This window comes from Pectobacterium colocasium (assembly GCF_020181655.1).
Classification (GTDB): Bacteria; Pseudomonadota; Gammaproteobacteria; order Enterobacterales; family Enterobacteriaceae; genus Pectobacterium; species Pectobacterium colocasium.
The window spans coordinates 2,687,397-2,709,628 of the sequence record NZ_CP084032.1; the positions used below are offsets into that span (position 1 = coordinate 2,687,397).

Annotated in this window: 14 protein-coding genes; 8 read left to right on the forward strand and 6 right to left on the reverse strand. The window is 51.4% G+C overall.

What is annotated here, in order from left to right; all coding sequences use genetic code 11:
• Positions 1-369: 369 nt before the first annotated feature.
• The 5 genes from LCF41_RS12070 (at position 370) to LCF41_RS12090 (ending at position 8,461) form a co-directional block, all read left to right on the forward strand.
• Entirely contained in the window at positions 370-1,041 is a 672-nt protein-coding gene (locus LCF41_RS12070; protein ID WP_225084819.1) for a hypothetical protein, read from the forward strand.
• A 112-nt stretch (positions 1,042-1,153) separates the two neighbouring features.
• On the forward strand, positions 1,154-3,115 hold the full coding sequence (locus tag LCF41_RS12075; RefSeq protein ID WP_225084820.1) for a DUF1800 domain-containing protein: 1,962 nt from the start codon (positions 1,154-1,156) through the stop codon (positions 3,113-3,115).
• A gap of 16 nt (positions 3,116-3,131) precedes the next feature.
• Positions 3,132-4,331, forward strand: a complete 1,200-nt coding sequence (locus LCF41_RS12080; RefSeq protein WP_225084821.1) for a DUF1501 domain-containing protein — start codon at positions 3,132-3,134, stop codon at positions 4,329-4,331.
• A gap of 33 nt (positions 4,332-4,364) precedes the next feature.
• Complete coding sequence (locus tag LCF41_RS12085; protein WP_225084822.1) at positions 4,365-7,436, forward strand: DegT/DnrJ/EryC1/StrS family aminotransferase; 3,072 nt, start codon at positions 4,365-4,367, stop codon at positions 7,434-7,436.
• A complete protein-coding gene (locus LCF41_RS12090; protein WP_225084823.1) occupies positions 7,433-8,461 on the forward strand; it encodes an NAD-dependent epimerase/dehydratase family protein in 1,029 nt (342 codons plus the stop codon). Before LCF41_RS12085 ends, LCF41_RS12090 begins: the two co-directional genes overlap by 4 nt.
• Before the next feature lie 382 nt (positions 8,462-8,843).
• Here LCF41_RS12090 and LCF41_RS12095 read toward each other — a convergent pair whose 3' ends face one another.
• The gene (locus LCF41_RS12095) at positions 8,844-9,371 is read right to left on the reverse strand and encodes a MarR family winged helix-turn-helix transcriptional regulator (protein ID WP_225084824.1); all 528 of its coding nucleotides are present in this window, start codon (positions 9,369-9,371) and stop codon (positions 8,844-8,846) included.
• Positions 9,372-9,433: 62 nt separating this feature from the next.
• On the opposite strand from LCF41_RS12095, the gene LCF41_RS12100 reads away from it, so the two are divergent.
• On the forward strand, positions 9,434-10,306 hold the full coding sequence (locus tag LCF41_RS12100; protein WP_225084825.1) for an EamA family transporter: 873 nt from the start codon (positions 9,434-9,436) through the stop codon (positions 10,304-10,306).
• Between the two features lie 98 nt (positions 10,307-10,404).
• Here the strand turns inward: LCF41_RS12100 and narI are convergent, their stop codons facing one another.
• The 5 genes from narI to LCF41_RS12125 all read right to left on the reverse strand — a co-directional run bounded on the left by narI (position 10,405) and on the right by LCF41_RS12125 (position 19,250).
• Positions 10,405-11,094, reverse strand: coding sequence for a respiratory nitrate reductase subunit gamma (narI, locus tag LCF41_RS12105; protein ID WP_225084826.1), 690 nt, complete (start codon positions 11,092-11,094; stop codon positions 10,405-10,407).
• Positions 11,094-11,813: a nitrate reductase molybdenum cofactor assembly chaperone gene (gene narJ, locus LCF41_RS12110; protein WP_039509588.1), complete on the reverse strand. Its 720-nt coding sequence runs from the start codon at positions 11,811-11,813 to the stop codon at positions 11,094-11,096. The genes narI and narJ overlap by 1 nt, the downstream gene beginning before the upstream one ends.
• Complete coding sequence (gene narH, locus LCF41_RS12115; RefSeq protein ID WP_225084827.1) at positions 11,806-13,386, reverse strand: nitrate reductase subunit beta; 1,581 nt, start codon at positions 13,384-13,386, stop codon at positions 11,806-11,808. Before narH ends, narJ begins: the two co-directional genes overlap by 8 nt.
• Positions 13,386-17,192 (reverse strand): nitrate reductase subunit alpha, encoded by a 3,807-nt coding sequence (locus tag LCF41_RS12120; protein WP_225084828.1) that lies wholly within the window; start codon positions 17,190-17,192, stop codon positions 13,386-13,388. The genes narH and LCF41_RS12120 overlap by 1 nt, the downstream gene beginning before the upstream one ends.
• A 669-nt stretch (positions 17,193-17,861) precedes the next feature.
• Positions 17,862-19,250: a NarK family nitrate/nitrite MFS transporter gene (locus LCF41_RS12125; RefSeq protein ID WP_225084829.1), complete on the reverse strand. Its 1,389-nt coding sequence runs from the start codon at positions 19,248-19,250 to the stop codon at positions 17,862-17,864.
• 336 nt (positions 19,251-19,586) lie between these two features.
• Between LCF41_RS12125 and narX the strand changes: the two genes are divergently transcribed.
• Both narX and narL read left to right on the forward strand, forming a co-directional pair.
• Positions 19,587-21,395, forward strand: coding sequence for a nitrate/nitrite two-component system sensor histidine kinase NarX (gene narX, locus LCF41_RS12130; RefSeq protein ID WP_225088164.1), 1,809 nt, complete (start codon positions 19,587-19,589; stop codon positions 21,393-21,395).
• Positions 21,388-22,038, forward strand: coding sequence for a two-component system response regulator NarL (gene narL / locus LCF41_RS12135; protein WP_225084830.1), 651 nt, complete (start codon positions 21,388-21,390; stop codon positions 22,036-22,038). The genes narX and narL overlap by 8 nt, the downstream gene beginning before the upstream one ends.
• The last annotated feature ends 194 nt before the right edge of the window (positions 22,039-22,232 follow it).

Consider the following 22,232-nt stretch of genomic DNA (forward strand, 5'->3'; position numbering starts at 1 on the left):
ATCGGGATTCCTTCTCTTGCCGCCTTCCTGAAACTCGAATTATTTGGAGTATAATTAAAGAATAACCGATATGTTCTGAGGTTATTTAAAAGCAATAACACATCGATTAAAAAAGCATTTTGTGAACAAAAAACTCGGCATATCATTAATAATGCTTTCGGCAAAGTTGACATTATTAAATAACCGGGGAGAAATAAAAAAAAACAAAAAAAACATAAAAGCCACCACAAAATGTTCGAACACTGTAATAAACACAGTCACAAATGAAATGATAAAAGGATTGTCATTATGCTTTCAAAATATTACCCTTTCCTCATTATAAAAACATTTTATCGCCCTATAGAGGTCGCTATTCGTTGGAGTAATTTAATGTCATCAGAATTGGAAATACTTAGTAAATTCGATGAGAACCCACTCATTTTCTTACATTCATCTACTCAAACATGGCCAAACCTGTCATTAAACCACGAAAGAGTACTTGATGGACTCATCAATGGGGAACTGCGGCATAGCAAACGCGGCGTTATCAGTTCAACCCCTATGGACTTAAACGACCCCGATTTATCCATTCGTCATGTCGATCTAAAAAACTGGATGATGTCATATTATCCAAATGAGAAGCCTGATTTTTTATTCTCTCCAGAGGAGCGGTTCTCAACTACAACAATAAATATAAATTCGGTGCAAATACTTTTGGCCGAATTAGAGGTGATGCGTATAAAGAACAACCATCTTGAAATGCAGTATAATAAGATAAAAGACGATTACCTTTCACTACAAGCTAATTGCGCATCAGCGATGCTGAATTCAACACAGTCTGCACTAGGAGAACGGAGCGAGAGTACATATTTAACCGTTATCGGGGCGTTAATTAGCCTATATAATCAACATTCACCTTCAGGCCAAGCATATACACTTTTCACCTCTCAGGATGCGGTGATTTCGGCATTAATTGCTCACTATGGCGATAAAAGGGGGATTTCCAAAAGCACGCTTGAAAACAAGTTCGCTCAGGCAAAACGTCTGCTCAATAACTCATAATTTTTAACCTTATCAGGGTTTCCATCACCCCAGCTAAGGTGAAAACCAACGACTCCTTTTACATAGTAGATATCCACATCATTCTATTACGTCTGAGGGATAATCTACTATCATGCATAAACAAGCTCGTTTTGCATTCGTGTATCTCACGCTATTTCATACACAGCAGCTCTCATCAACCCGTAGAAAACCACGACCATCATTTTTTGCAAGTAGTCTATGCAACATGCTCATTCTGCTGTGGTCTCTCACATTCGGTACCTCAGCAATCGCCTTAACAATTGCAGAAACACGCCATCTGGTCGACCGCGCTGGATTTGGCACAACCCCACAGGATATTGAACGCTTCAAAGATATGACGCGGGAACAAGCCGTGGATTATCTGCTAAGCACACTCGATGCGCCTTTTTATACTCTTCCCCCTGTTTTCGTACAGAAACCTTATCCAGATTACTGGCAGAAAGGCTGGCGAGAGCAAAATATGATTTTTTTACGTATCAATGAAATTAACCAGCTACAAGCGTGGTGGGTGCAGGAAATGATTCTTACACCCACCCCATTTGCCGATCGCCTTACGCTGTTCTGGCACAACCATTTTGTTTCACGGTTTGACAATACCCTTATCAGTGCCCCTTTTTTCGATCAGCTCACTCTATTTCGTCAGGTAGGTAGCCAGAGTTTTCGCCTTCTGACGCGAAAAATACTGCAAGACCCTATGATGCTCAGTGGGTTGGATAACACCTCTAATACACGCCAGAATCCTAATGAGAATCTAGCCAGAGAATTGATGGAACTTTTCACGCTGGGAGATGGTAATTACAGTGAGAATGACGTCAAACAGGTTTCTCGTATTCTGGCGGGGCATACTGTGAACGCCACACAACAATGGCGTTATCAATTCAATGCAAGTGCAGCGGTACCCGGCGAGAAAATCGTATTAGGTAAAAGCATTCAGGGAACTCCCGACGAGGAGCTCGATCAGCTTGTCGATGTTTTATTGTCGCAGCCCCAAACCGCCACTCGTTTAGCGAAGAAATTCTACCGCGCCTTTATTTCCCTAGACGATGACCCTGAAACAGTATCCGCATTAGCACAAATTTTACGTAACAATGACTATGCGATGAAACCGTTCATACGTGAATTATTGCTTAGTCCAGCTTTTTGGCACGAGCGCAATCGTGGAGCATTGGTCAAATCCCCGCTGGACCTTATCGTCGGTTTTTCTCGCACGCTGTCGCTGGTGTTGCCCGATCAACACATCCTACTGGATTATCTTCAGACTCTGGGGCAAAGCCCATTTATGGCTCCCTCAGTGGCGGGATGGGAAGAGGGAATAGGATGGCTTGATGGGAAGACACTGGTTGATCGTACCAGAGTACTAGCACGACTGTGGTCTGCTGTAGAAAGCCCGCAGCCAGAGAACGATGGGATAATCGTGCGTTTTTCATCCGAAAGCCGCGGACTACCTGCGCACTTTATCGTTACTGCCAATGGGGAAAAGCTTGCCAGAATTACTGCAAAGATCGGGGTAGATACCCGGCAAGAGCAAGCCTCCAACGAGCCGGGAAATCTGAAACCAATGTGGGAAACAGTGACTATTCCCTTTCCCAACGGGTCCGAAACCTTGAAAAATGTCACCATTACGATGGATGCGGATGAACCCGACACTAACTTATTTATCAATTGGATTTCCTTCAAGGGTTATCGTTTTTCTCCACATCAAGCCAGTTGGATCATCCCGAAAGGTTCCTCCTGCCTTGCAGACTCACCATTAGGATCTTTTTACTGCAACCTGAGTTTATCTTTTGACCTTACCACACCGATCGGGAGCGAAGCGGCCAGCCTGATAGATCGGAACACCCCACTCAACGCCAATATCGAATACGGTACGGGTCGCCTAAAACCGCAATTTAGCCAATTGGGAAGCAGGCTCCCTACTCACGTGACGCCTTACGCTCGCATACCTGCTCATTCACTGCTGGCTCTCTCACCTTTTAGCCCCCCCGTCAATTGGGACAACAGTGCAGTGACCTTAAAGGCACTAACACTTGACCCTGTATTTAATCTGAAATAAATAAGGATATTTGTTCATGTCAGCACCCCTTATACCATCACGGCGTTTACTTCTCGGTGGGCTTGCCGCAGGAATATTGGCAACAATGCTTCCCCTGCGTGTGTTCACCAAAAGCACAATCCCCGTAAATAAGAATTTGATCGTCATTGAATTATTTGGGGGAAATGATGCGTTAAACACGTTGGTTCCCTATCGGGATCCGCTCTATCAACATTATCGCCCTATGCTAGCGTTAAAAGCGCACGAATATGCCACCTTAAACGACGATTTGGCCTTTAACATCGCCTGGAAAAGACTCGCTCATCTATTTCAAAAGGGAGAATTAGCCGTAATACAAGACGTTGGTTACCCTTCTCCCAACTTGTCTCATTTCAGTTCCGCCGCAATATGGGCCAATGGTGCTGACACCCCAACGCTGAAGTCAGGGTGGGCTGGCCGCGTTCTGAGCACCTCTTCACGTGAGGAACGATATCATGATACTGATGGCATTATTCTCTCTGGCGATCGGTCTTTACTTATCCATCCGACGATCCAGGCGCTGGCGCTTCAGGATAGTCGTGCCCTACTTAGTGCCGATTTCACCCTAGCCTCCGCCCAAACGAATGATACAAACACACTAGCCGCACAACACATCCTTCGGTTAATGGAGAGTACCAGCATAATAAGTCGACGAATTCAAAATAAGCTGCGTAATCAGAACCATTTCACTCGCCGATTTACCCACGACGGCTACATTGAACCGCAAAATGCCCAAGCGGCGACGATACTCTGGCTTATAGAGAATAATGTCCGTTCACCGCTATACAAAATAAGCTTGTCTGGCTTCGATCTGCATAGCCATTTGCGCGGTGAACATGAACGCCAACTCAGCAAAGTAGAAACGTTAATGTTGGGGCTACGGCAAGGGCTCATCGATATTGGTGCCTGGCAGGATAGTCTGATTATGGTGCACTCAGAGTTCGGACGTCGACCAAAAGAAAATGCATCGGGCGGAACCGATCACGGTACCTGCGGGCCAATGTTGTTATTGGGGGGGCAAGTCGAAGGCGGTATCTGGGGAGAACGCAGCCCACTCGATAAGTTAGATAGCGATGGCAATCCTTATTTCTCAACCGATTTCCGCTCGATATACGCGGCCGTCGCCGAACGCTTTTGGAAACTACCAATGACTCAGACAGGGAGAATGCCGATCTCTCCTCTGAATATTCGGCTTTAGCCGAGCGCCTTATTTCTACGGGACACCCTTTATATGAAAAAAACCATGTCACTTAACCATTCCACAACGATCACCGATAAGGATAGCTGGCAAATGCTGGCAAAAATCCGGCAATCCTGTCGTGATAATATCCATATAAGTGGAGACCTCCCCACCAGACAAGCCGATATTCTCGTTTGCCTAACGCTGTATAACGAACCAGCCCACATGCTTGCCGATACACTGGCAGGGCTGGTTCGTAATCAGCAAGAGTTAACTGTAACGTTTGCCAATCGTCCGCCCAACATCATCATTTGCATCCTGCTTGATGGCACCGACAGCGCTCACCCATCAACGGTTTCGCTTTTAGCATCGCTGGGATTACGGCCCATGCCAGCGCCCAAACCGAACCATCAGAGCAATTCGTTGACGCTTCAGATCAGCCAGCAGTCCGCTTCTCATATTCTAGGCTGCTGTGATCAATCTGGCATAGCTGAAAGTCCGGAGCAGAACATAACACTACTTCTTGCCAACAAGCATCATAATGCAGGAAAGTTGGACAGCCACGCCTGGTTTTTTTGGGGCGTAGGAAGTGTCGTTAAGGCCGAATTTGCCATGCAAATCGATGCAGGCTCGGTGACAGAATCAGCATGTTTGATAGCGTTGCTACAAAATATGTGGCGAGATCCTTATTGTGGAGCCGTCACAACGCGCGTTATGCTCCCAGTTCCCACGGATGCAAACCTGGCACAAAATTGGCAATACGCCGATTTTATGTGGGAAAAAGTCAGTGATTGGGCCATCGGCAGTGCCCTGCATTATCTGGAAGTGGTTCCAGGGCAATGCAGTATGGTTCGATGGAGCCAATTTTGTGAAAACCATGGACATCCGCACGCGCCGATTGAGGCCTACCTACGTGGGCTAATTCCCCAAGGTTTACTGGAACGCAACCTGTTTCTAGCGGAAGATCGGGTGATGGGTTTTGAACTGGCTACACACTATAAAGGGAGCGGGGTACGTTATGAGCAAGATGCCGTCGTATGCTCGGATCCAGCTCCTACCTTTATAGAGCTTCTGCGTCAACGACGGCGCTGGGTTAACAGCACCATTGCCGCCCGCTTACACTCGTTATCCCGATTGCCCGAGGTGATAACACAGCCCTCTCTTTCACCAATGCGGCGCTGCAATATTACGTTTTCTTTACTTTGGGGAATGTTGCAGTTTATTTCTCAATTTATGATGCCCTCATTTAGTGCCATTTTGCTCGCGGCAGGTGTACACGCATTTGTCAGCCGTATCCTGCCAGACGTCAATCCGTCACTTAACACCACCGTAGCAATAGGTGTGGCACTGCTTTTTCTTGTCAGCTGGCTCGGAACCCTCTATATGAGCCGTAGTGCCAAGTTGAATAACGAGCCTGGAACGGGCTTCCACATCGCTGCGATGTCGTTGCTTGGGGGATTACTGGGGTGTGCATTCGTCTTGGCACTTTTGGAAACATCCATACAGAGCGTTAGTCTCATGGGCATAGCTCTGTCACTACTTTGCCTTGCAATTGGACTACATTCATGGAGTTATCTGCGACAGTTCCTACGCTGGATGCCTCTTTACCTCGTTCTATTACCGATTTTCAGCCTCTATCTGACAACCTACTCCATCGCCAACATTAATGATGTCAGTTGGGGAACCAAAGGGTTGACTACTCACCAGGCTGGGGATAATAAACAAAAATCGTGGGCAGCCACACGCGACAAACTGCTATTTATCTGGGGAAGCGCTTCACTGACCGTCGTATTGCTGTTCTTGCTGGCACTCCCTAACACACAATGGATGTTCATTATCCAATGTGCCGCCATGTTTTTTTGCACTCGAATAATACTGTCATCGATCGCTAGCATCGGTGCCAGCATCACCATACGATTGCGCACGCTGCGTAAACACGCACCCGTTCCCTGTGTCGATCGCGCTCAATCTCCAGTCTCCCCCTTGCTCCCTATCGTCAGGCCGGTTTTCCCACCTTTCGAGTCATTCGCGTCGCTCATAGAAGAGAGTCTTGCCCTAGGTAATGTTACTAACAATGGCCCCTATGTTCGCGAATTGGAAAATCGGCTAACTGAATATCAATCGGTTCCTACACGCGTATTCTGTAACGGAGAGCAGGCATTAATTACCCTGTTACTGGCAGCCGATATTCACGGCAAAGACGTTATTGTTCCCTCATTTACCTTTGCTGGCACGCCTCATGCTGTCGTGATGGCTGGGGGAAATCCAGTTTTCGCTGATATCAAAAGCAAGGATTGCCCACTACTGGATCCCAACGATGTCATACGTTGCATCACGGCGAATACTACTGCAATTGTCGCGGTGGACGTTTATGGCTATGCCAGCGACTATACCGTATTACAACAAATTGCACGAACCCACGGACTACGTCTGTTTATCGACAGTGCTCCTGCATTTGGTACCACGGTTGATGGACAACGAACAGGGGGGTTCGGCGATGCACAAATTTTCAGTTTTCACGCCACGAAGTCATATAACACCATTGAAGGTGGCTGCCTATGCAGTCATGACGCGGAACTCATCAAACGTGCCGAAGCGATTCGCAATTTCGGGCAGGATGCATCTGGTATCTGTGTACTTCCTGGATTGAATGGCAAGATGAGTGAGATCAACGCGATTATCGGGCTGGCACAACTTCCTTATCTGGAATCCCAATTAACATGCCGTCGGCAAGCAGCGTCGCGTCTGATTACGGGAATGGCTGCCATTCCCGGACTGACCCCCTGCTTACCCCCCGAGGGACAATGCCCTGTATGGCAATATCTACCCATTTATGTAGATGCGAAGCGCTATGGTATGAGTCGTAATGACCTGCAACACGCGCTGCATGCCCAAGGGATCATGGTGCGCAGCTATTACGCACCGGCCTGTCATCTCATGCCCGCCTATGCTGGGAAACGGCAGGTCTCGCTCCCACAAACAGAACACCTGTCTGCATGTGTTTTGGCATTGCCAATTTACAACGACATGACGGAGAAAGAATGCGAACTCATCATTACCTCGCTTAGCGCATTAGCCCTTTCTTCAATCACTCACCACGTCGCTGAAGGAGTACACGCATGAAAAACACCATTCTGGTTGCTGGCGCAGGTGGCTACATAGGCATACCACTATGTCATTTATTAATTAATCAGGGATACCGCGTGGTAGCCTTCGATCGCTTTTACTTCGGCATGCCCATATCAGAAATGCCACAATCTCCAGAATTCCATACGCTACGTGGCGATATACGCTACATCACCTCCGATATATTGCATAATGTTGAAACCGTCATCGATCTCGCGGGATTAAGCAACGATCCTGCCGCACAGATATCATCCACGCTCACCCATGCCATCAATTACGAGGGCGCTTGTCATCTCGCAAATACGGCAAAAAAGGCGGGCGTTCAGCGCTACATTTATATGAGTTCCGCTTCAGTTTATGGTCGTTCTGGTACAACATCAGCAGATGAGGAAATGGAGTGCAAACCGCAGAGCCTCTACGCAGAACTGAAACTCAATGTGGAACGTAAACTTCTCCAGTTGCGCGATACCACTTTTCATCCTGTCATTCTGCGCAATGCCACAGTGTTCGGTCTTGCACCTCGCATGCGTTATGATCTCTCCGTCAATATCATGACGCGTATGGCAGTGCGTGAGAAATGCATTACCGTTGATGGCGATGGCCTCCAGCATCGTCCGTTTATTCACGTTCAGGATGTCGCCCGTGCCTTACTACTCGCCTTACAGGTTGATCTCCCACTTTCAGTGTCCCCCGTTTTTAATATTGGTGGCGAAACGTTAAATCACACCATCAACAACATTGCAGCCGTCATCTCCGAGGAGGTTCATGGGGTGAAAATCGTTCATCGCCCTCTATCTCTGGATACTCGTGATTATCGCCTCTGTTTTTCCCATGCGAGAAATACGTTAGGTTTTTTACCGACACGCAGCATTCGTGATGGAGTAAGAGAAATTGTTCATGTGCTAACGACCGATCAGCAGGCGGGAACACAGCCGACCTGCTTTACCGCACAGTGGTACACGGATTTAATTGAGTGGGAGAAACGTCTACAGCCTTTGCAGCTAGATGGGCATCTTTTTTAGGTGTACACAGACAACATTGATGGAGTAAGGGGTTGTAAAACAGCCCCATCGCACAGTCACACCAACGAGGAGGTAACCATGCATCGGAGGGATATCCCAGAAATCCAGGCTAATCATGAGCATCATATTTTGCCAGGTGGCATTTCAACGCAACTGCATGATTGGTTTTCTTGATATTGAAGTAACAGAACCCGTTTCCCTTGTTCAGGGGCAACGGGTATAGCACTAGTCTCGTATTTTGCGGTACACCCACAGCACGACATGAGGCGCGCAGCGTAATGGCGCCGTCAAACTGCCACCGGTGCAGTCGGCTGTAACGGTTATCAATAAAATCTTGCCCATCGCGCTGTCAGCAGATTGACGCATGGTATTCAGAAATCATTCAGTTCATTTTGTTATAGTTTTCCAGCTCTCGCAGTAGCGCTGCAAGGTTAGCATCAAGAGAAGCCAACACATCGGCAGGCAGCACCGAGAGCACCTGACGCTCGTTCTCAATGTGTGCCTCAACGGCGCGATTAATTAGCTCAAGCCCTGTGCCGGTGAGTTGCACCAGCGTACTGCGCGCATCCTGTGCGTTTTGCACACGTTCGATAAATCCTCGGGTTTCAAGGCGTTTGAGCCGATGAGTCATGGTGCCTGACGTCACCATCAGCGTGGAGAACAGCTCGGTTGGGCTGAGGCAATGCGGCGCGCCCGCACGCCGTAGCGTCGCCAACATATCAAACTCCCAACTGCTCAGGTCAAATCTGGAGAAACAGGATTCCAGACGCTGATCCATGAGGACTGCACAGCGTCGGAGGCGTCCAATCGGCCCCATGGGGCTGGCATCCAGATCGGGACGCTCACGCCGCCACTGATCAAGAATGGCATCTACTGCGTCGTATTCTCGCTCGCGAGTCGAATTTTTCATTTATCTTGACTTCAAGGTAATTACTCAACACTATCATAGTATCTTGAATTGAAGGTAAAGTCATGAACACGATATCCTCACCACACTATTGGCGTGACGTCTTACTCACGGCGCTGGCTCCCGCGATTTGGGGATCTACCTACATTGTGACATCAGAAATCCTGCCGCCGGATCGCCCCTTTACGGCGGCGCTTATCCGCGTACTGCCTGCGGGTCTACTGCTGCTCTTATTCACTCGCCGCTTCCCCGCCCGGCGAGACTGGTGGCGCGTGCTTGTGCTCGGCGCTTTGAATATCGGCGTTTTTCAGGCACTGCTGTTTGTCGCGGCTTATCGCTTGCCTGGTGGGCTGGCGGCGGTACTTGGTGCGATCCAACCGCTGCTGGTTATGGTATTGGTCTGGGCCGTGGATCATCGCGCGCCCAGACTGGCTACGCTGTGGTCGGCGATAATCGGTGTGGCTGGCATGGCTATTCTGCTACTGTCGCCGCAGACGACATTTGAACCTGTGGGCATCGCCGCCGCACTGCTGGGTGCAGTGTGTATGGCGACTGGCGTCTGGCTGACGCGCCGCTGGCGACTCGATCTGCCCGTGCTGCCGCTTACCGGCTGGCAACTCTTCATCGGCGGATTGATGCTGGCACCCGTCGCGTGGGTAGTCGATGCGCCTCTGCCTGCGTTAACGCTGTCGCAATACGCTGCTTATACCTATCTCTGCCTGGCTGGTGCCGTGATCTCTTATGGGCTGTGGTTTCGTGGCATAACCCGTCTGCCAACAATTGCCGTTGCGTCATTGGGATTACTGAGTCCGTTAACTGCCGTCGTGCTGGGTTGGGTGTTGCTTTCACAATCGATGACCGGTACGGCGTTTCTGGGTTTGGCGATCGTATTAGCCAGCGTCTTCGCCGTGCAATGGACGACGGCGCGAGGCAAATAATCGCTGAACTGCCGATGACGATCGTTGTTGGCGGGGAAAGATGAAAAGGAAACCATTAAAACAGCGGCGTTATCATAACACCGCCGTTTCTATCATACTTAGCGACGGTTACGCACTAACTGGTAGCGGCGCGTCAGATACTCGACTGGTGCGCTCCAAATGTGAACCAGACGGCAGAACGGGAACAGCACAAACAGCGTCAGCCCCAGAACGATGTGCAATTTAAAAATCAGCGCGACACCCGCCAGATGTTCAGACCCTCCCCCCTGGAAAAACGCCACGCTCTGTGCCCAACCGACCAGCTTCAGCATTTCACTGCCGTCCATATGCTGTGCAGAGAACGGGATGGTCAGTACCCCCAAACCCGCCTGAATCACCAGCAAAGACAGAATGAGAATGTCGCCAACGCTGGAGGTGGCGCGAATACGCGGGTTAGTCAAACGGCGTTTTAACAGCAGCACCCCACCGACAAACGTCAACAGACCTGCCGCACCACCGCCGAACATCGCCATTTTCTGTTTTACATCCATCGGCAGGAAAGCTTCGTACATCCAGTGCGGCGTCAGCATCCCAAGGAAATGCCCGGCAAATACGCCCAGAATCCCCAGATGGAACAGGTTAGACGCCAGACGCATCCCTTTCTTATCCAGCATTTGGCTCGAACCGGCACGCCAGCTGTACTGACCGTAGTCATAACGCAGCCAACTGCCAATCAGGAAAATCGCCATTGCCAGATAAGGATAGATATCAAACAAAAATATATTGAAATAGTTCGTGATTGCACTCATTAGCGTTGCCCTCCCGCCGATGTCGCGTCAAGATTCAGATATTGCGGCACCACCGCGCCAGCGAAGCGGCGTTGGTGTTGCGTTTGTTGGGCCGATGCGCAGCCTTCTTCGCCGAGGAACTTAACCTGTTCCTCTTCCCACACGGCATCCAGCGCCTGCGGCGTGTCGTCACGCGCTTCATCAGCCACCTGATGTGTGACATCGTCACTTTTCAGGTCACTACCGGACAACGCCAACAGCAGATCGAACAGCGTGGCATAGCTGCTGTCACGCTGCTGCAAACGCGCGCCAATCAACGCCAGAATCGGCGCGATGTCGAGTAAACCCGCGCGACCCTGCGCGGGCTCCAGACGAGAAAGGTACTCAAGATACAGCGGCAGGTAGTCCGGCAGCTCACGGCAATCCAGCGCCAGACCGGCATCCTGATATTGCTGCATGAGATCGACCATCGCCTGACCACGGTCGCGAGACTCACCGTGAACGTGTTCGAACAACAGCAGCGAGGTCGCCCGACCGCGGTCAAACAGGCCGCTATACTCCGCCTGTTTGTCCAACAGATCCTGCGCGCACAGCGTATTAATGAACTGCATGAGCTGATGACTCTCACGCAGCGGTAAAGCATCGGCCTGCTCTACCGCTTCGATCAACTCAGCCCGGTTTTCCCACAGCTCGCTATCGGGATAGTCCAGCAGGCGGGCAATAATCCGCAGGCTAATCATGGTTCGTCTCCCGCATGATTTTGCTGTTCATATCGCGCGTTTTGCTGCTGACATCAATCGCATCAATACGTTTGCTGTTGAACAGATTGAATTTGGTATCGCTGCCGTGGCAGCCATCGCCAAAGCTGAAGCCGCAGCCTTTACTTTCTGGGAATGCTTCACGCGCCAGTTCACGATGGCTTGATGGAATCACGAAACGGTCTTCGTAGTTCGCAATCGCCAGATAGCGGTACATTTCCTGCGCCTGCGCTTCGGTCAGCCCAACCTGCTCCAGCGCGCTGGTATCGATTTTGCCTTCTACGGTTTCTGCACGTTTGTAGTGACGCATCGCCAGCATACGTTTCAGCGCCAGCAATACGGGCTCGGTATCGCCTGCGGTCAGCAGGTTCGCCAGATATTGCACCGGGATACGCAGGCTTTCGACGTCCGGCAATACGCCAGTGTGCGCCAATTGACCCGCATCCGCGGCAGACTGAATCGGTGACAACGGCGGCACGTACCACACCATCGGCAACGTGCGGTATTCTGGGTGCAGCGGCAGCGCCAGCTTCCAGTCCATCGCCATTTTGTACACCGGCGACTGTTGTGCCGCTTCAATGACGCTGTTTGGAATGCCATCTTTCAGCGCTTGTTCAATGACTTTCGGGTCGTGCGGGTCAAGGAACACATCCAGTTGGCTCTGGTACAGATCTTTCTCGTTTTCTACCGAGGCCGCTTGCTCGATGCGGTCTGCATCATAGAGCAACACGCCCAGATAGCGGATACGTCCGACGCAGGTTTCTGAGCAGAGCGTCGGCTGGCCACTTTCGATACGCGGGTAGCAGAAAATACATTTTTCTGATTTGCCGCTCTTCCAGTTGAAGTAGATTTTCTTGTACGGGCAACCAGTCAGGCACATACGCCAGCCGCGACACTTGTCCTGATCGATCAGGACGATGCCGTCTTCGCCGCGTTTGTAGATCGCGCCGCTCGGGCAAGTTGCCACACACGCGGGGTTCAGGCAGTGCTCACACAGACGCGGCAGATACATCATGAACGTGTTTTCGAACTGGCCGTACATCTCTTTCTGCATTTCGTTGAAATGGACAGGATCGAAGTTTTTATCCTTGGAGCGTTTACTGAATTCACCACCCAGATCGTCTTCCCAGTTCGGGCCGTTCTCGATTTTCTTCATCCGCTGACCGGTAATCAGCGAGCGCGGACGGGCGACAGGCTGGTGCTTACCTTCCGGCGCTTTACGCAGATTCTGGTAGTCGTAGTCGAACGGCTCATAGTAGTCGTCGATTTCCGGTACATCCGGGTTAGCGAAGATTTTGGACAACACGCTGATGCGGTTACCCATACGCGGTTCGAGCTTGCCGCTGATTTTACGGATCCAGCCGCCCTTCCATTTGTCCTGATCTTCCCAGGCATGGGGATAACCCACACCCGGTTTGGTTTCGACGTTGTTAAACCAGGCGTATTCCATCCCTTCACGACTGGTCCAGACGTTTTTACAGGTAACGGAGCAGGTGTGACAGCCGATGCACTTGTCCAGATTCAGCACCATGCCCACTTGTGAACGAATTTTCATCAGGCTTTCTCCTGCTGTACCGCTTTCTGTACTGTTTGTTGCTGAACCGTTTTTTGCTGAACCGTTTTTTGCTGAACATAGTCCTGGCCTTCATCATCCAGCCAGTCGATGCGTTTCATTTTACGAACCACGACAAACTCATCGCGGTTTGACCCGACGGTGCCGTAGTAGTTAAAGCCATAAGCCAGTTGGGCATAACCGCCGATCATATGGGTCGGTTTCGGCGTGATACGGGTTACCGAATTGTGAATACCGCCGCGCTGCTGGGTCACTTCCGATCCCGGCAGGTTAATGATGCGTTCCTGCGCGTGGTACATCATCGTCATACCCGCAGGTACACGCTGGCTAACCACCGCACGCGCCGTCAGCGCACCGTTGGCATTGAACGCCTCTATCCAGTCGTTATCTGCAATACCCAACTCGCTGGCATCGTCTTCGCTCAGCCAGATAATCGGGCCGCCGCGTCCCAGCGTCAGCATCAACAGGTTGTCGCTGTACGTGGAGTGAATGCCCCATTTCTGGTGCGGCGTCAGGAAGTTCAGCGCTTTTTCCGGGTTGCCGTTAGGCTTCTTATTCATCACCGGCTCCGCCGCACGGGTGTCGACGGGAGGACGATAAACCAGCAGGCTTTCACCAAAGGCGCGCATCCACTCATGGTCTTGATACAGCTGTTGGCGGCCGGACAGCGTACGCCACGGAATCAGCTCATGAACGTTGGTATAACAGGCGTTATAGGAAACGTGTTCGTCTTCCAGGCCAGACCAGGTCGGGCTGGAAATAATCTTGCGCGGCTGCGCCTGAATATCGCGGAAGCGAATTTTTTCGTCTTCTTTATTCAGTGCCAGATGTGTGTGGTCACGCCCCGTGAATTTGCTCAGCGCTTCCCACGCTTTCACCGCCACCTGACCGTTGGTTTCCGGCGCCAGAGACAGAATCACTTCTGCCGCATCGATCGCCGTTTCAATCTTCGGACGACCTGCCGCCGCACCGTCAGCCTTGGTGTAGTTCAGCTTTTTCAGGAAATCGACTTCGGTCTGTGTGTTCCAGCCAATACCTTTACCACCGTTGCCTAACTTGTCCATCAACGGACCGAGCGAGGTGAAACGTTCATACAGGTTCGGGTAATCACGCTCCACAATCATCAGGTGTGGTGCGGTTTTGCCCGGAATCAGATCGCATTCGCCTTTTTTCCAGTCATCCACACCGAACGGCTGGGCCATTTCTGCCGGGGAGTCATGTTGAATTGGCAAGGTAACCAGATCGGTTTCCTGACCCAGATGCCCCTGACAGACGCGGGAGAAGGTTTTCGCGATGCCTTTGTAGATTTCCCAGTCGCTTTTGGAATCCCACGCTGGATCGACAGCCGCAGACAACGGATGAATAAACGGATGCATATCCGAGGTATTCATGTCGTCTTTTTCGTACCAGGTTGCCGTTGGCAGGACGATGTCGGAATACAGGCAGGTGCTGGACATACGGAAATCCAGCGTCACCACCAGATCCAGTTTGCCTTCAACGCCTTGATCGTGCCATTCCACCTCTTCCGGCTTCACGCTGCCCGCCGTGCCCAGATCTTGCCCTTGAATACCGTGCTCCGTACCCAGCAGATACTTCAGCATGTATTCGTGGCCTTTACCGGAGGAACCCAGCAGGTTAGAACGCCAGATGAACAGGTTGCGTGGGTAGTTTTGCTGGCTATCCGGCTGCTCAGCGGCAAATTTGATTTCGCCTGATTTCAACGCGGCAACGGTATATTCCTGCGGCGTAACACCAGCGGCACGCGCTTTTTCTGCGATGTCCAGCGGGTTAACATTCAGCTGCGGTGCAGATGGCAGCCAGCCCATACGTTCGGCGCGCACGTTGAAGTCAATCATGCTGCCGCTAAAGCGGGATTTGTCCGCCAGCGGTGACAGCAGTTCCTGCGGCGCGACGGTTTCATAACGCCACTGGCTGGAATGGTTATAGAAGAACGAGGTACTGTTCATGTGACGTGGCGGACGCTGCCAGTCCAGACCAAACGCCAGCGGCGTCCAACCCGTTTGCGGACGCAGTTTTTCTTGTCCGACGTAGTGCGCCCAACCACCACCGCTCTGACCGACACAGCCGCAGAAAATCAGCATATTGATGATGCCGCGGTAGTTCATGTCCATGTGATACCAGTGGTTGATACCGGCACCGACGATGATCATCGAACGACCGTGCGTTTTATCGGCGTTATCCGCAAATTCACGCGCAATGCGGATGATATTCTGACGAGAAACGCCGGTAATCTTCTCGGCCCAGGCAGGGCTATAGGCTTTCACATCGTCGTAATCACGGGCACAGTTGTCGTCGCCCAGACCGCGATCCAAACCGTAGTTCGCCATCGTCAGGTCATACACGCAGGCCACCAGCGCTTCGCTGCCGTCAGCCAGCGTCAACCGCTTAACCGGCAGTTTGTGCAGCAGGATGTCTTGTAGCTCAACGTTGTTGAAATGTTCGCTGACCGCGCCGCCAAAATACGGGAAGCCGACATCAACCACATCGTCGTGCGAACCCAGCAGGCTCAAGCGCAGCTTCACTTCTTCACCGCTCAGGCCGTCGCGCTGTTCCAGATTCCATTTACCCTGATCGCCCCAGCGGTAGCCGATCGACCCTTGCGGTGCCGTCAGATTACCGGTTTCCTCATCAACTGCGATGGTTTTCCACTGCGGATTGTTGTCCTGCCCGAGGTTGTCCACCAGATCGGAGGCACGCAGCATTCGACCTGCGGCGTAATAGCCGTCCTCACGCGGTTCCAGCAGCACCAGCATCGGTAAGTCCGTGTATTGACGCACGTACTCGCTGAAATACTGGCTCGGTTTGTCGAGATGGAACTCTTTCAGAATAACGTGCCCCATTGCCAGCGCCATCGCGCTGTCGGTGCCTTGTTTCGGGTTCAGCCACTGATCGCACAGCTTGGCGATTTCAGCGTAATCCGGCGTGACCGCTACGGTTTTGGTGCCTTTGTAGCGGACTTCCGTAAAGAAGTGGGCATCCGGCGTACGGGTTTGCGGTACGTTAGAACCCCAGGCAATGATGTAAGAAGAGTTGTACCAATCGGCAGACTCCGGTACGTCGGTTTGCTCCCCCCAGGTCATCGGTGATGCCGGCGGTAAGTCACAGTACCAGTCGTAGAAGCTAAGACACACGCCGCCGAGCAGGGAAAGGTAACGCGCCCCCGCAGCATAGGACACCATCGACATCGCAGGAATCGGTGAGAAACCGATAATACGGTCTGGGCCGAAGGTCTTGGCGGTGTAAACGTTAGAGGCCGCGATCAGTTCGTTGACTTCATTCCAGTCAGAACGCACGAAACCACCACGACCACGAATTTGTTTGTAGTATTTAGTCTTCTCGGGGTCGTTGACGATGGACGCCCAGGCATCGACCGGATCGCTGTGCGTCAGTTTCGCTTCACGCCACAGTTTCAGCAGGCGCTTACGCATCATTGGGTATTTCAGGCGATTAGCGCTGTAGAGATACCAGGAATAGCTGGCACCGCGCGGGCAGCCACGCGGTTCATGGTTAGGCAGGTCCGGGCGAGTACGCGGATAGTCGGTCTGCTGCGTTTCCCACGTCACCAGACCGTTTTTCACATAAATCTTCCAGCTACATGAACCGGTGCAGTTTACCCCGTGGGTAGAACGCACGATTTTGTCATGCTGCCAGCGACTGCGATAGCCGTCTTCCCAGTCACGATTGGTATTGAGGGTCTGGCCATGACCATCGGAAAACGGTTCGGCCAGTTGTTTGAAGTAACGTAACCGGTCAAGGAATTTGCTCATCCGGACTCTCCTGCTGCGAAGCCTGCTGGCCCCTGTCGTTATGAAATGCTCGTAGCAGACATCTGTTTTTGCTTACGACACATCGCTCAAGTTGGCGCTAGCGTATCCAGCAACCACGTCGCCAAACTTGATAACGATCAAGAGTGTCACCCCGTGAAAAACGGAGCACACCATCAACTACCACTAAAGAATTATCACGAAAAAAATATTTAAATATATGATTTTTAAATATAAAAACAAAACCACTGATTTTGTGTTTATACTGAATTCACACACACGACTATTTAGAGGTAGTAGTCGGGAGGCGACGAAAAATTGCTCGAAAAAGAGAGATTATCTATTAGTTTTCTGTCCTTATTTTTTTGGCGTAAAAAATTATGCTGAGGAGAGAGCGGGCTTAGGATGAGCCGCAAGGATGCGGCGAAAGCTTGCGCCACGTCGGGAACGTGTCGCAAGCGATCCGCAAAGTCCGATACCGACGAAGGCACCGCATCAGCGGCATAATTTCCGCCAAAAGCCTGGGGTCACGGGGCGAGCGGCGATTGAGCCGCCCCGTGTCGGGCGCGTGCTACGGAGTAGTATGAAAATGACAGCATTAATCGCGCACGGAACCACCTCTTAGTCGACATAAGAATGTGACTAAGAGGTGGTTGGGAGGCGGGTCAACGCTTAGCGTTGCTTTCTGGCGTAGAACAGCCAGGTAACCAGAACGCACACCACGTAGCACACCACAAACACTTTCATGGCGCCGGTGGGTGAACCGGTTAACTCCAGCGACATCCCAAAGGCTTGAGGAATGAAGAAACCGCCAATAGCGCCAATGGCCGAAATAAAGCCCAACGCCGCTGCGGTATCTGTGGCGGCGGTACTCTGTGCATCCCCATCGCTTCCGCCCTGTGCTTTAACCCGTTCTGTCGTTAATTTACGGAAAATGACGGCAATCATCTGGAAAGTGGAACCACTGCCTAGCCCCGACGTCAGGAAAAGCATCATGAAAATGCCAAAGAACATCCCGAATGACCCCGCAGAGTTTGCACTCGGCAAGGACAGAAACAGCAACACCGAGAAAATCGCCATCAGGATGAAGTTAATCAGCGTGACCTTCACGCCGCCAAAACGATCAGACAGCATTCCGCCCACCGGACGCGCCAGCGCCCCCAGCAGCGGCCCAAAGAACGCGTAGTACAGAATCACAATATCTGGGAACTGCGTTCTGGACAGCATGCCGAAGCCCGCCGAAAAACCGATAAAAGAACCGAAGGTGGACAAGTACAGGAAGCTGAGTACCCACAGGTGCATCTGCTTCAAAACCGGTAATTGCTTGCGTACCGATGCATTCGCCGTTGAAAGATCGTTCATGCCAAACCAGGCAGCGGTTGAGGCAATCACCAAAAACGGAACCCACATCCAGGCAGCATGGTGCAACCAAATCTGATGGCCGTCTGGCTGAACCACGCCATTGCCGGAAAATCCCAGAATTGGCAGGAAAATCACCACCGGCACCAGCAATTGCATCACGCTCACGCCGAGGTTACCCAAGCCGCCGTTAATACCCAGCGCACTCCCCTGACGTGATTTGGGGAAGAAGAAGCTGATGTTAGCCATGCTGGACGCGAAGTTCGCCCCTGCGAAGCCACACAGCAAAGAAATCGTCACGAAAATGCTGTAAGGCGTGTGCGGATCCTGTACGGCAAACCCGAGCCAGATACACGGGATAACGAGAATGAAGGTACTCAGCGTCGTCCAGCGGCGACCACCAACTAGCGGGATAACGAAGGAGTAAGGAACACGCAACAGCGCGCCGGAAACGGAGGGCAGCGCGGTCAGTAAAAAGAGTTGGTCTGTGGTAAAACGAAATCCGACCTTGTTTAGGTTAACGGCCACGGTGCTGAATATCATCCAGACACAAAACGACAACAGCAGACAGGGCACAGAGATCCAAAGGTTACGTTGTGCTATCCGTTGGCCGCCAGATTGCCAGAATTTTGTATCTTCAGGATTCCATTCCCTGATCAGCGTGCTTTGCGATACTTTTTCGGGTGATGAAGGCTGCGTCATAAAAACCTCAATAAATAAAAACGCGGTAGAATTAAGGCGCAACATTAGGGATTACACCGCAGGTAAAGTTGATGCAAATCAACGCGCTGTCAGGTAAAAAAACCGTGTAAAAACAGCCACACTCCTTAATGAGTAATAAAAATAGAAAAATAAGCAGCGACAATTCAATCTGTTATATCTCTCTTTTTTCTTACTGTCATACCCCCTTTCAAGGCACAGATATTCGGTGGTACTCACTAGTGGGTATAGGGTTATCATGTAGGATCGGGAAAAATGCCAAAAGGATTATCCTTCCCGGTACTGGTTTTCTACTCCTCCAGCAGAGGTCGCTGTATTATGTTGAAACGTTTCCTGCTGCCGCTGTCGCTCGTCAATCAGGTCGCGCTATTGATGCTGCTACTCGGTTTGCTGGGTATTGCAGGTATGTCGGTTTCCAGTTGGATGTCGCAAAGCATCCAGGGTAACGCGCACGCCATTAACAAAGCAGGTTCGCTGCGCATGCAGAGTTACCGCCTGCTCTCGATGGTGCCGCTCTCCGCCGAGAATGAAATTTACCTGCAAGAACTGGAAGAAGACGAAATCAGCAGCGATCTGCAACAGGCAGTACGCCGGGAAGGGCTCAGCGAACAATTCACCGCGCTGCGCATTTTCTGGCTGGAAAACCTGCAACCGCATTTGCGGCAGGCCACACAGGCTTCTGACGCTTCAGCAGATGTTGCCCGCTTCGTGAAACAACTCGACGATCTGGTTTCCGCCATCGATCATAAAACCGAACAGCGATTGATGATGGTCACGCTGGTGCAACGCATCTTCATCGGTATCATGTTTATTCTGCTGGCCACCACGTTCTTTTATCTGCGTCGCCGTCTGTTGACACCGTGGCGACGTCTGGTTTCGATGGCGCAGGCTATCGGGCACGGCGATTTCACCCAGCGCGTCGCCATTAACGGTCATGATGAAATGAGTACGCTGGGACAGGTGCTGAACAGCATGTCGGACGAACTTTCCGCCATGTATCACAGTCTGGAACAGCGCGTGGCCGAGAAAACCGCCGACCTGCAACAGAAAAACGATCTGCTCTCTTTCCTTTATCGCGCTAGTCGACGCCTGCATACTGGCGCGCCGCTGTGCAGCCGGCTAATGCCGATCCTGAACGAACTCCCCACATTGACGCCGCTGCGCAATATTCAGCTGCGGCTGTATGAAGACAACAATCAGGAACAATTTCATCAGTTTAGCGATGACAGCCCGCCGCAGCCGGAGCACTGCCCGGACAGCAGTTGCCAAAGTTGCGGCATGCAGGGGAAACGGGAAGATCTGCCAGGTGAGCCTCACTGTTGGGATTTGCACGATAAACACGGGCAGTACGGCGTCGTGCTGGCCACGCTGCCGGGCAATACCGCGCTGAGCCGCGATCAAAATCAGTTACTGAATACCTTATTGGAACAGTTGACCAGCACGCTAGCGCTGGAGCGTCAATCCAACCACCAACAGCAGTTGATGCTGATGGAAGAACGCGCCACCATTGCCCGTGAGCTGCACGACTCTATCGCCCAGTCCCTTTCCTGCCTGAAAATTCAGGTGAGCTGCCTGCAAATGCAGGGCGGCGATTTACCCCCCGTTTCGCAACAGTTGCTGACGGAAATGCGGGAAGAGTTGAACACCGCTTATCGCCAACTGCGTGAACTGTTGACCACCTTCCGGCTAAAGCTGTCGGAATCCGGCTTACTTGCCGCGCTGCGGGCGTCAGTCGATGAATTCAGCAAGCGGCTTGGATACCCCATCGAACTCCACTACCGTCTGCCGCCGCAGTCGGTCTCCGCGCATCAGGGTATTCACGTTCTGCAAATTGTGCGTGAAGCACTGAGCAATATTTATAAGCATGCGCAGGCTACACAGGTCGATATCACCCTACAGCTACGTCAGGGCTACATTGAACTCAGCGTGGCCGATAACGGCATCGGTATTCCTGATGATGCCAGCCGCGCCAACCATTATGGACTTATTATCATGCGCGACCGTGCACGGGGTTTGCACGGCGAATGCATTGTTCGACGCCGGCCGTCGGGGGGCACTGAAGTGAACGTCAGCTTCCTCTCCGAACACCGTCACCGGCTGCCATTAACAGGAGAAACTCATGATTAACGAAGATGCCGCCACCCTACTGCTGATTGATGACCACCCCATGTTGCGCAATGGCGTTAAACAACTCATCAGTATGGATCCAGAATTACAGGTGGTCGGTGAAGCCAGTCACGGCGAACAGGGTGTCGAACTCGCGGAGCAACTAGACCCGGATTTGATTCTGCTTGATTTGAACATGCCCGGCATGAATGGCCTGGAAACGTTAAATCGTCTGCGGGAAAAATCGTTGTCTGGCCGTATTGTCGTCTTTAGCGTATCTAACCACGAAGACGATGTTGTCAACGCCTTAAAAAATGGTGCCGATGGTTACCTGCTTAAAGATATGGAACCGGAAGATTTACTGGCTGCGCTACATCAGGCCGCATCAGGAAAAATGGTACTGAGTGAAACGCTGACGCCGATTCTGGCCGCCAGCTTGCGCGAAAGCCGTCACAGCAGCGATCGGGATATTCAGCAGCTCACCCCGCGCGAACGCGATATTCTGAAACTGCTGGCTCAGGGGTTGTCCAATAAAGTCATTGCCCGCAAACTCACGATCACAGAAAGCACCGTTAAAGTTCACGTCAAGCACCTGCTGAAAAAAATGAAGCTAAAATCGCGGGTTGAAGCGGCAGTCTGGGTATTACAAGAAAAAGTGATTTAATCAAATTGTCACAAAAAACAGCTACTGTCAGCAGTACGGATAAGGCGCTCTGGCGCCCTATCGTCCGATATTATCCTCGCGTAAGCGAGGATGCCGCCACTGTGGATAAGAAACTATCGTTACTAAAAAACGGTCGTTGATAAAAAACTGTCGTTAATAAAAACAATGGGTGGAAATACCACCAATGCCCCGCA

Bases quoted from the DNA above. Each gene is read 5' to 3' on its own strand.
- LCF41_RS12070 (WP_225084819.1), top strand. From the start codon at position 370: ATGTCATCAGAATTGGAAATACTTAGTAAATTCGATGAGAACCCACTC.
- LCF41_RS12075 (WP_225084820.1), top strand. From the start codon at position 1,154: ATGCATAAACAAGCTCGTTTTGCATTCGTGTATCTCACGCTATTTCAT.
- LCF41_RS12080 (WP_225084821.1), top strand. From the start codon at position 3,132: ATGTCAGCACCCCTTATACCATCACGGCGTTTACTTCTCGGTGGGCTT.
- LCF41_RS12085 (WP_225084822.1), top strand. From the start codon at position 4,365: ATGAAAAAAACCATGTCACTTAACCATTCCACAACGATCACCGATAAG.
- LCF41_RS12090 (WP_225084823.1), top strand. From the start codon at position 7,433: ATGAAAAACACCATTCTGGTTGCTGGCGCAGGTGGCTACATAGGCATA.
- LCF41_RS12095 (WP_225084824.1), bottom strand. From the start codon at position 9,371: ATGAAAAATTCGACTCGCGAGCGAGAATACGACGCAGTAGATGCCATT.
- LCF41_RS12100 (WP_225084825.1), top strand. From the start codon at position 9,434: ATGAACACGATATCCTCACCACACTATTGGCGTGACGTCTTACTCACG.
- narI (WP_225084826.1), bottom strand. From the start codon at position 11,094: ATGAGTGCAATCACGAACTATTTCAATATATTTTTGTTTGATATCTAT.
- narJ (WP_039509588.1), bottom strand. From the start codon at position 11,813: ATGATTAGCCTGCGGATTATTGCCCGCCTGCTGGACTATCCCGATAGC.
- narH (WP_225084827.1), bottom strand. From the start codon at position 13,386: ATGAAAATTCGTTCACAAGTGGGCATGGTGCTGAATCTGGACAAGTGC.
- LCF41_RS12120 (WP_225084828.1), bottom strand. From the start codon at position 17,192: ATGAGCAAATTCCTTGACCGGTTACGTTACTTCAAACAACTGGCCGAA.
- LCF41_RS12125 (WP_225084829.1), bottom strand. From the start codon at position 19,250: ATGACGCAGCCTTCATCACCCGAAAAAGTATCGCAAAGCACGCTGATC.
- narX (WP_225088164.1), top strand. From the start codon at position 19,587: ATGTTGAAACGTTTCCTGCTGCCGCTGTCGCTCGTCAATCAGGTCGCG.
- narL (WP_225084830.1), top strand. From the start codon at position 21,388: ATGATTAACGAAGATGCCGCCACCCTACTGCTGATTGATGACCACCCC.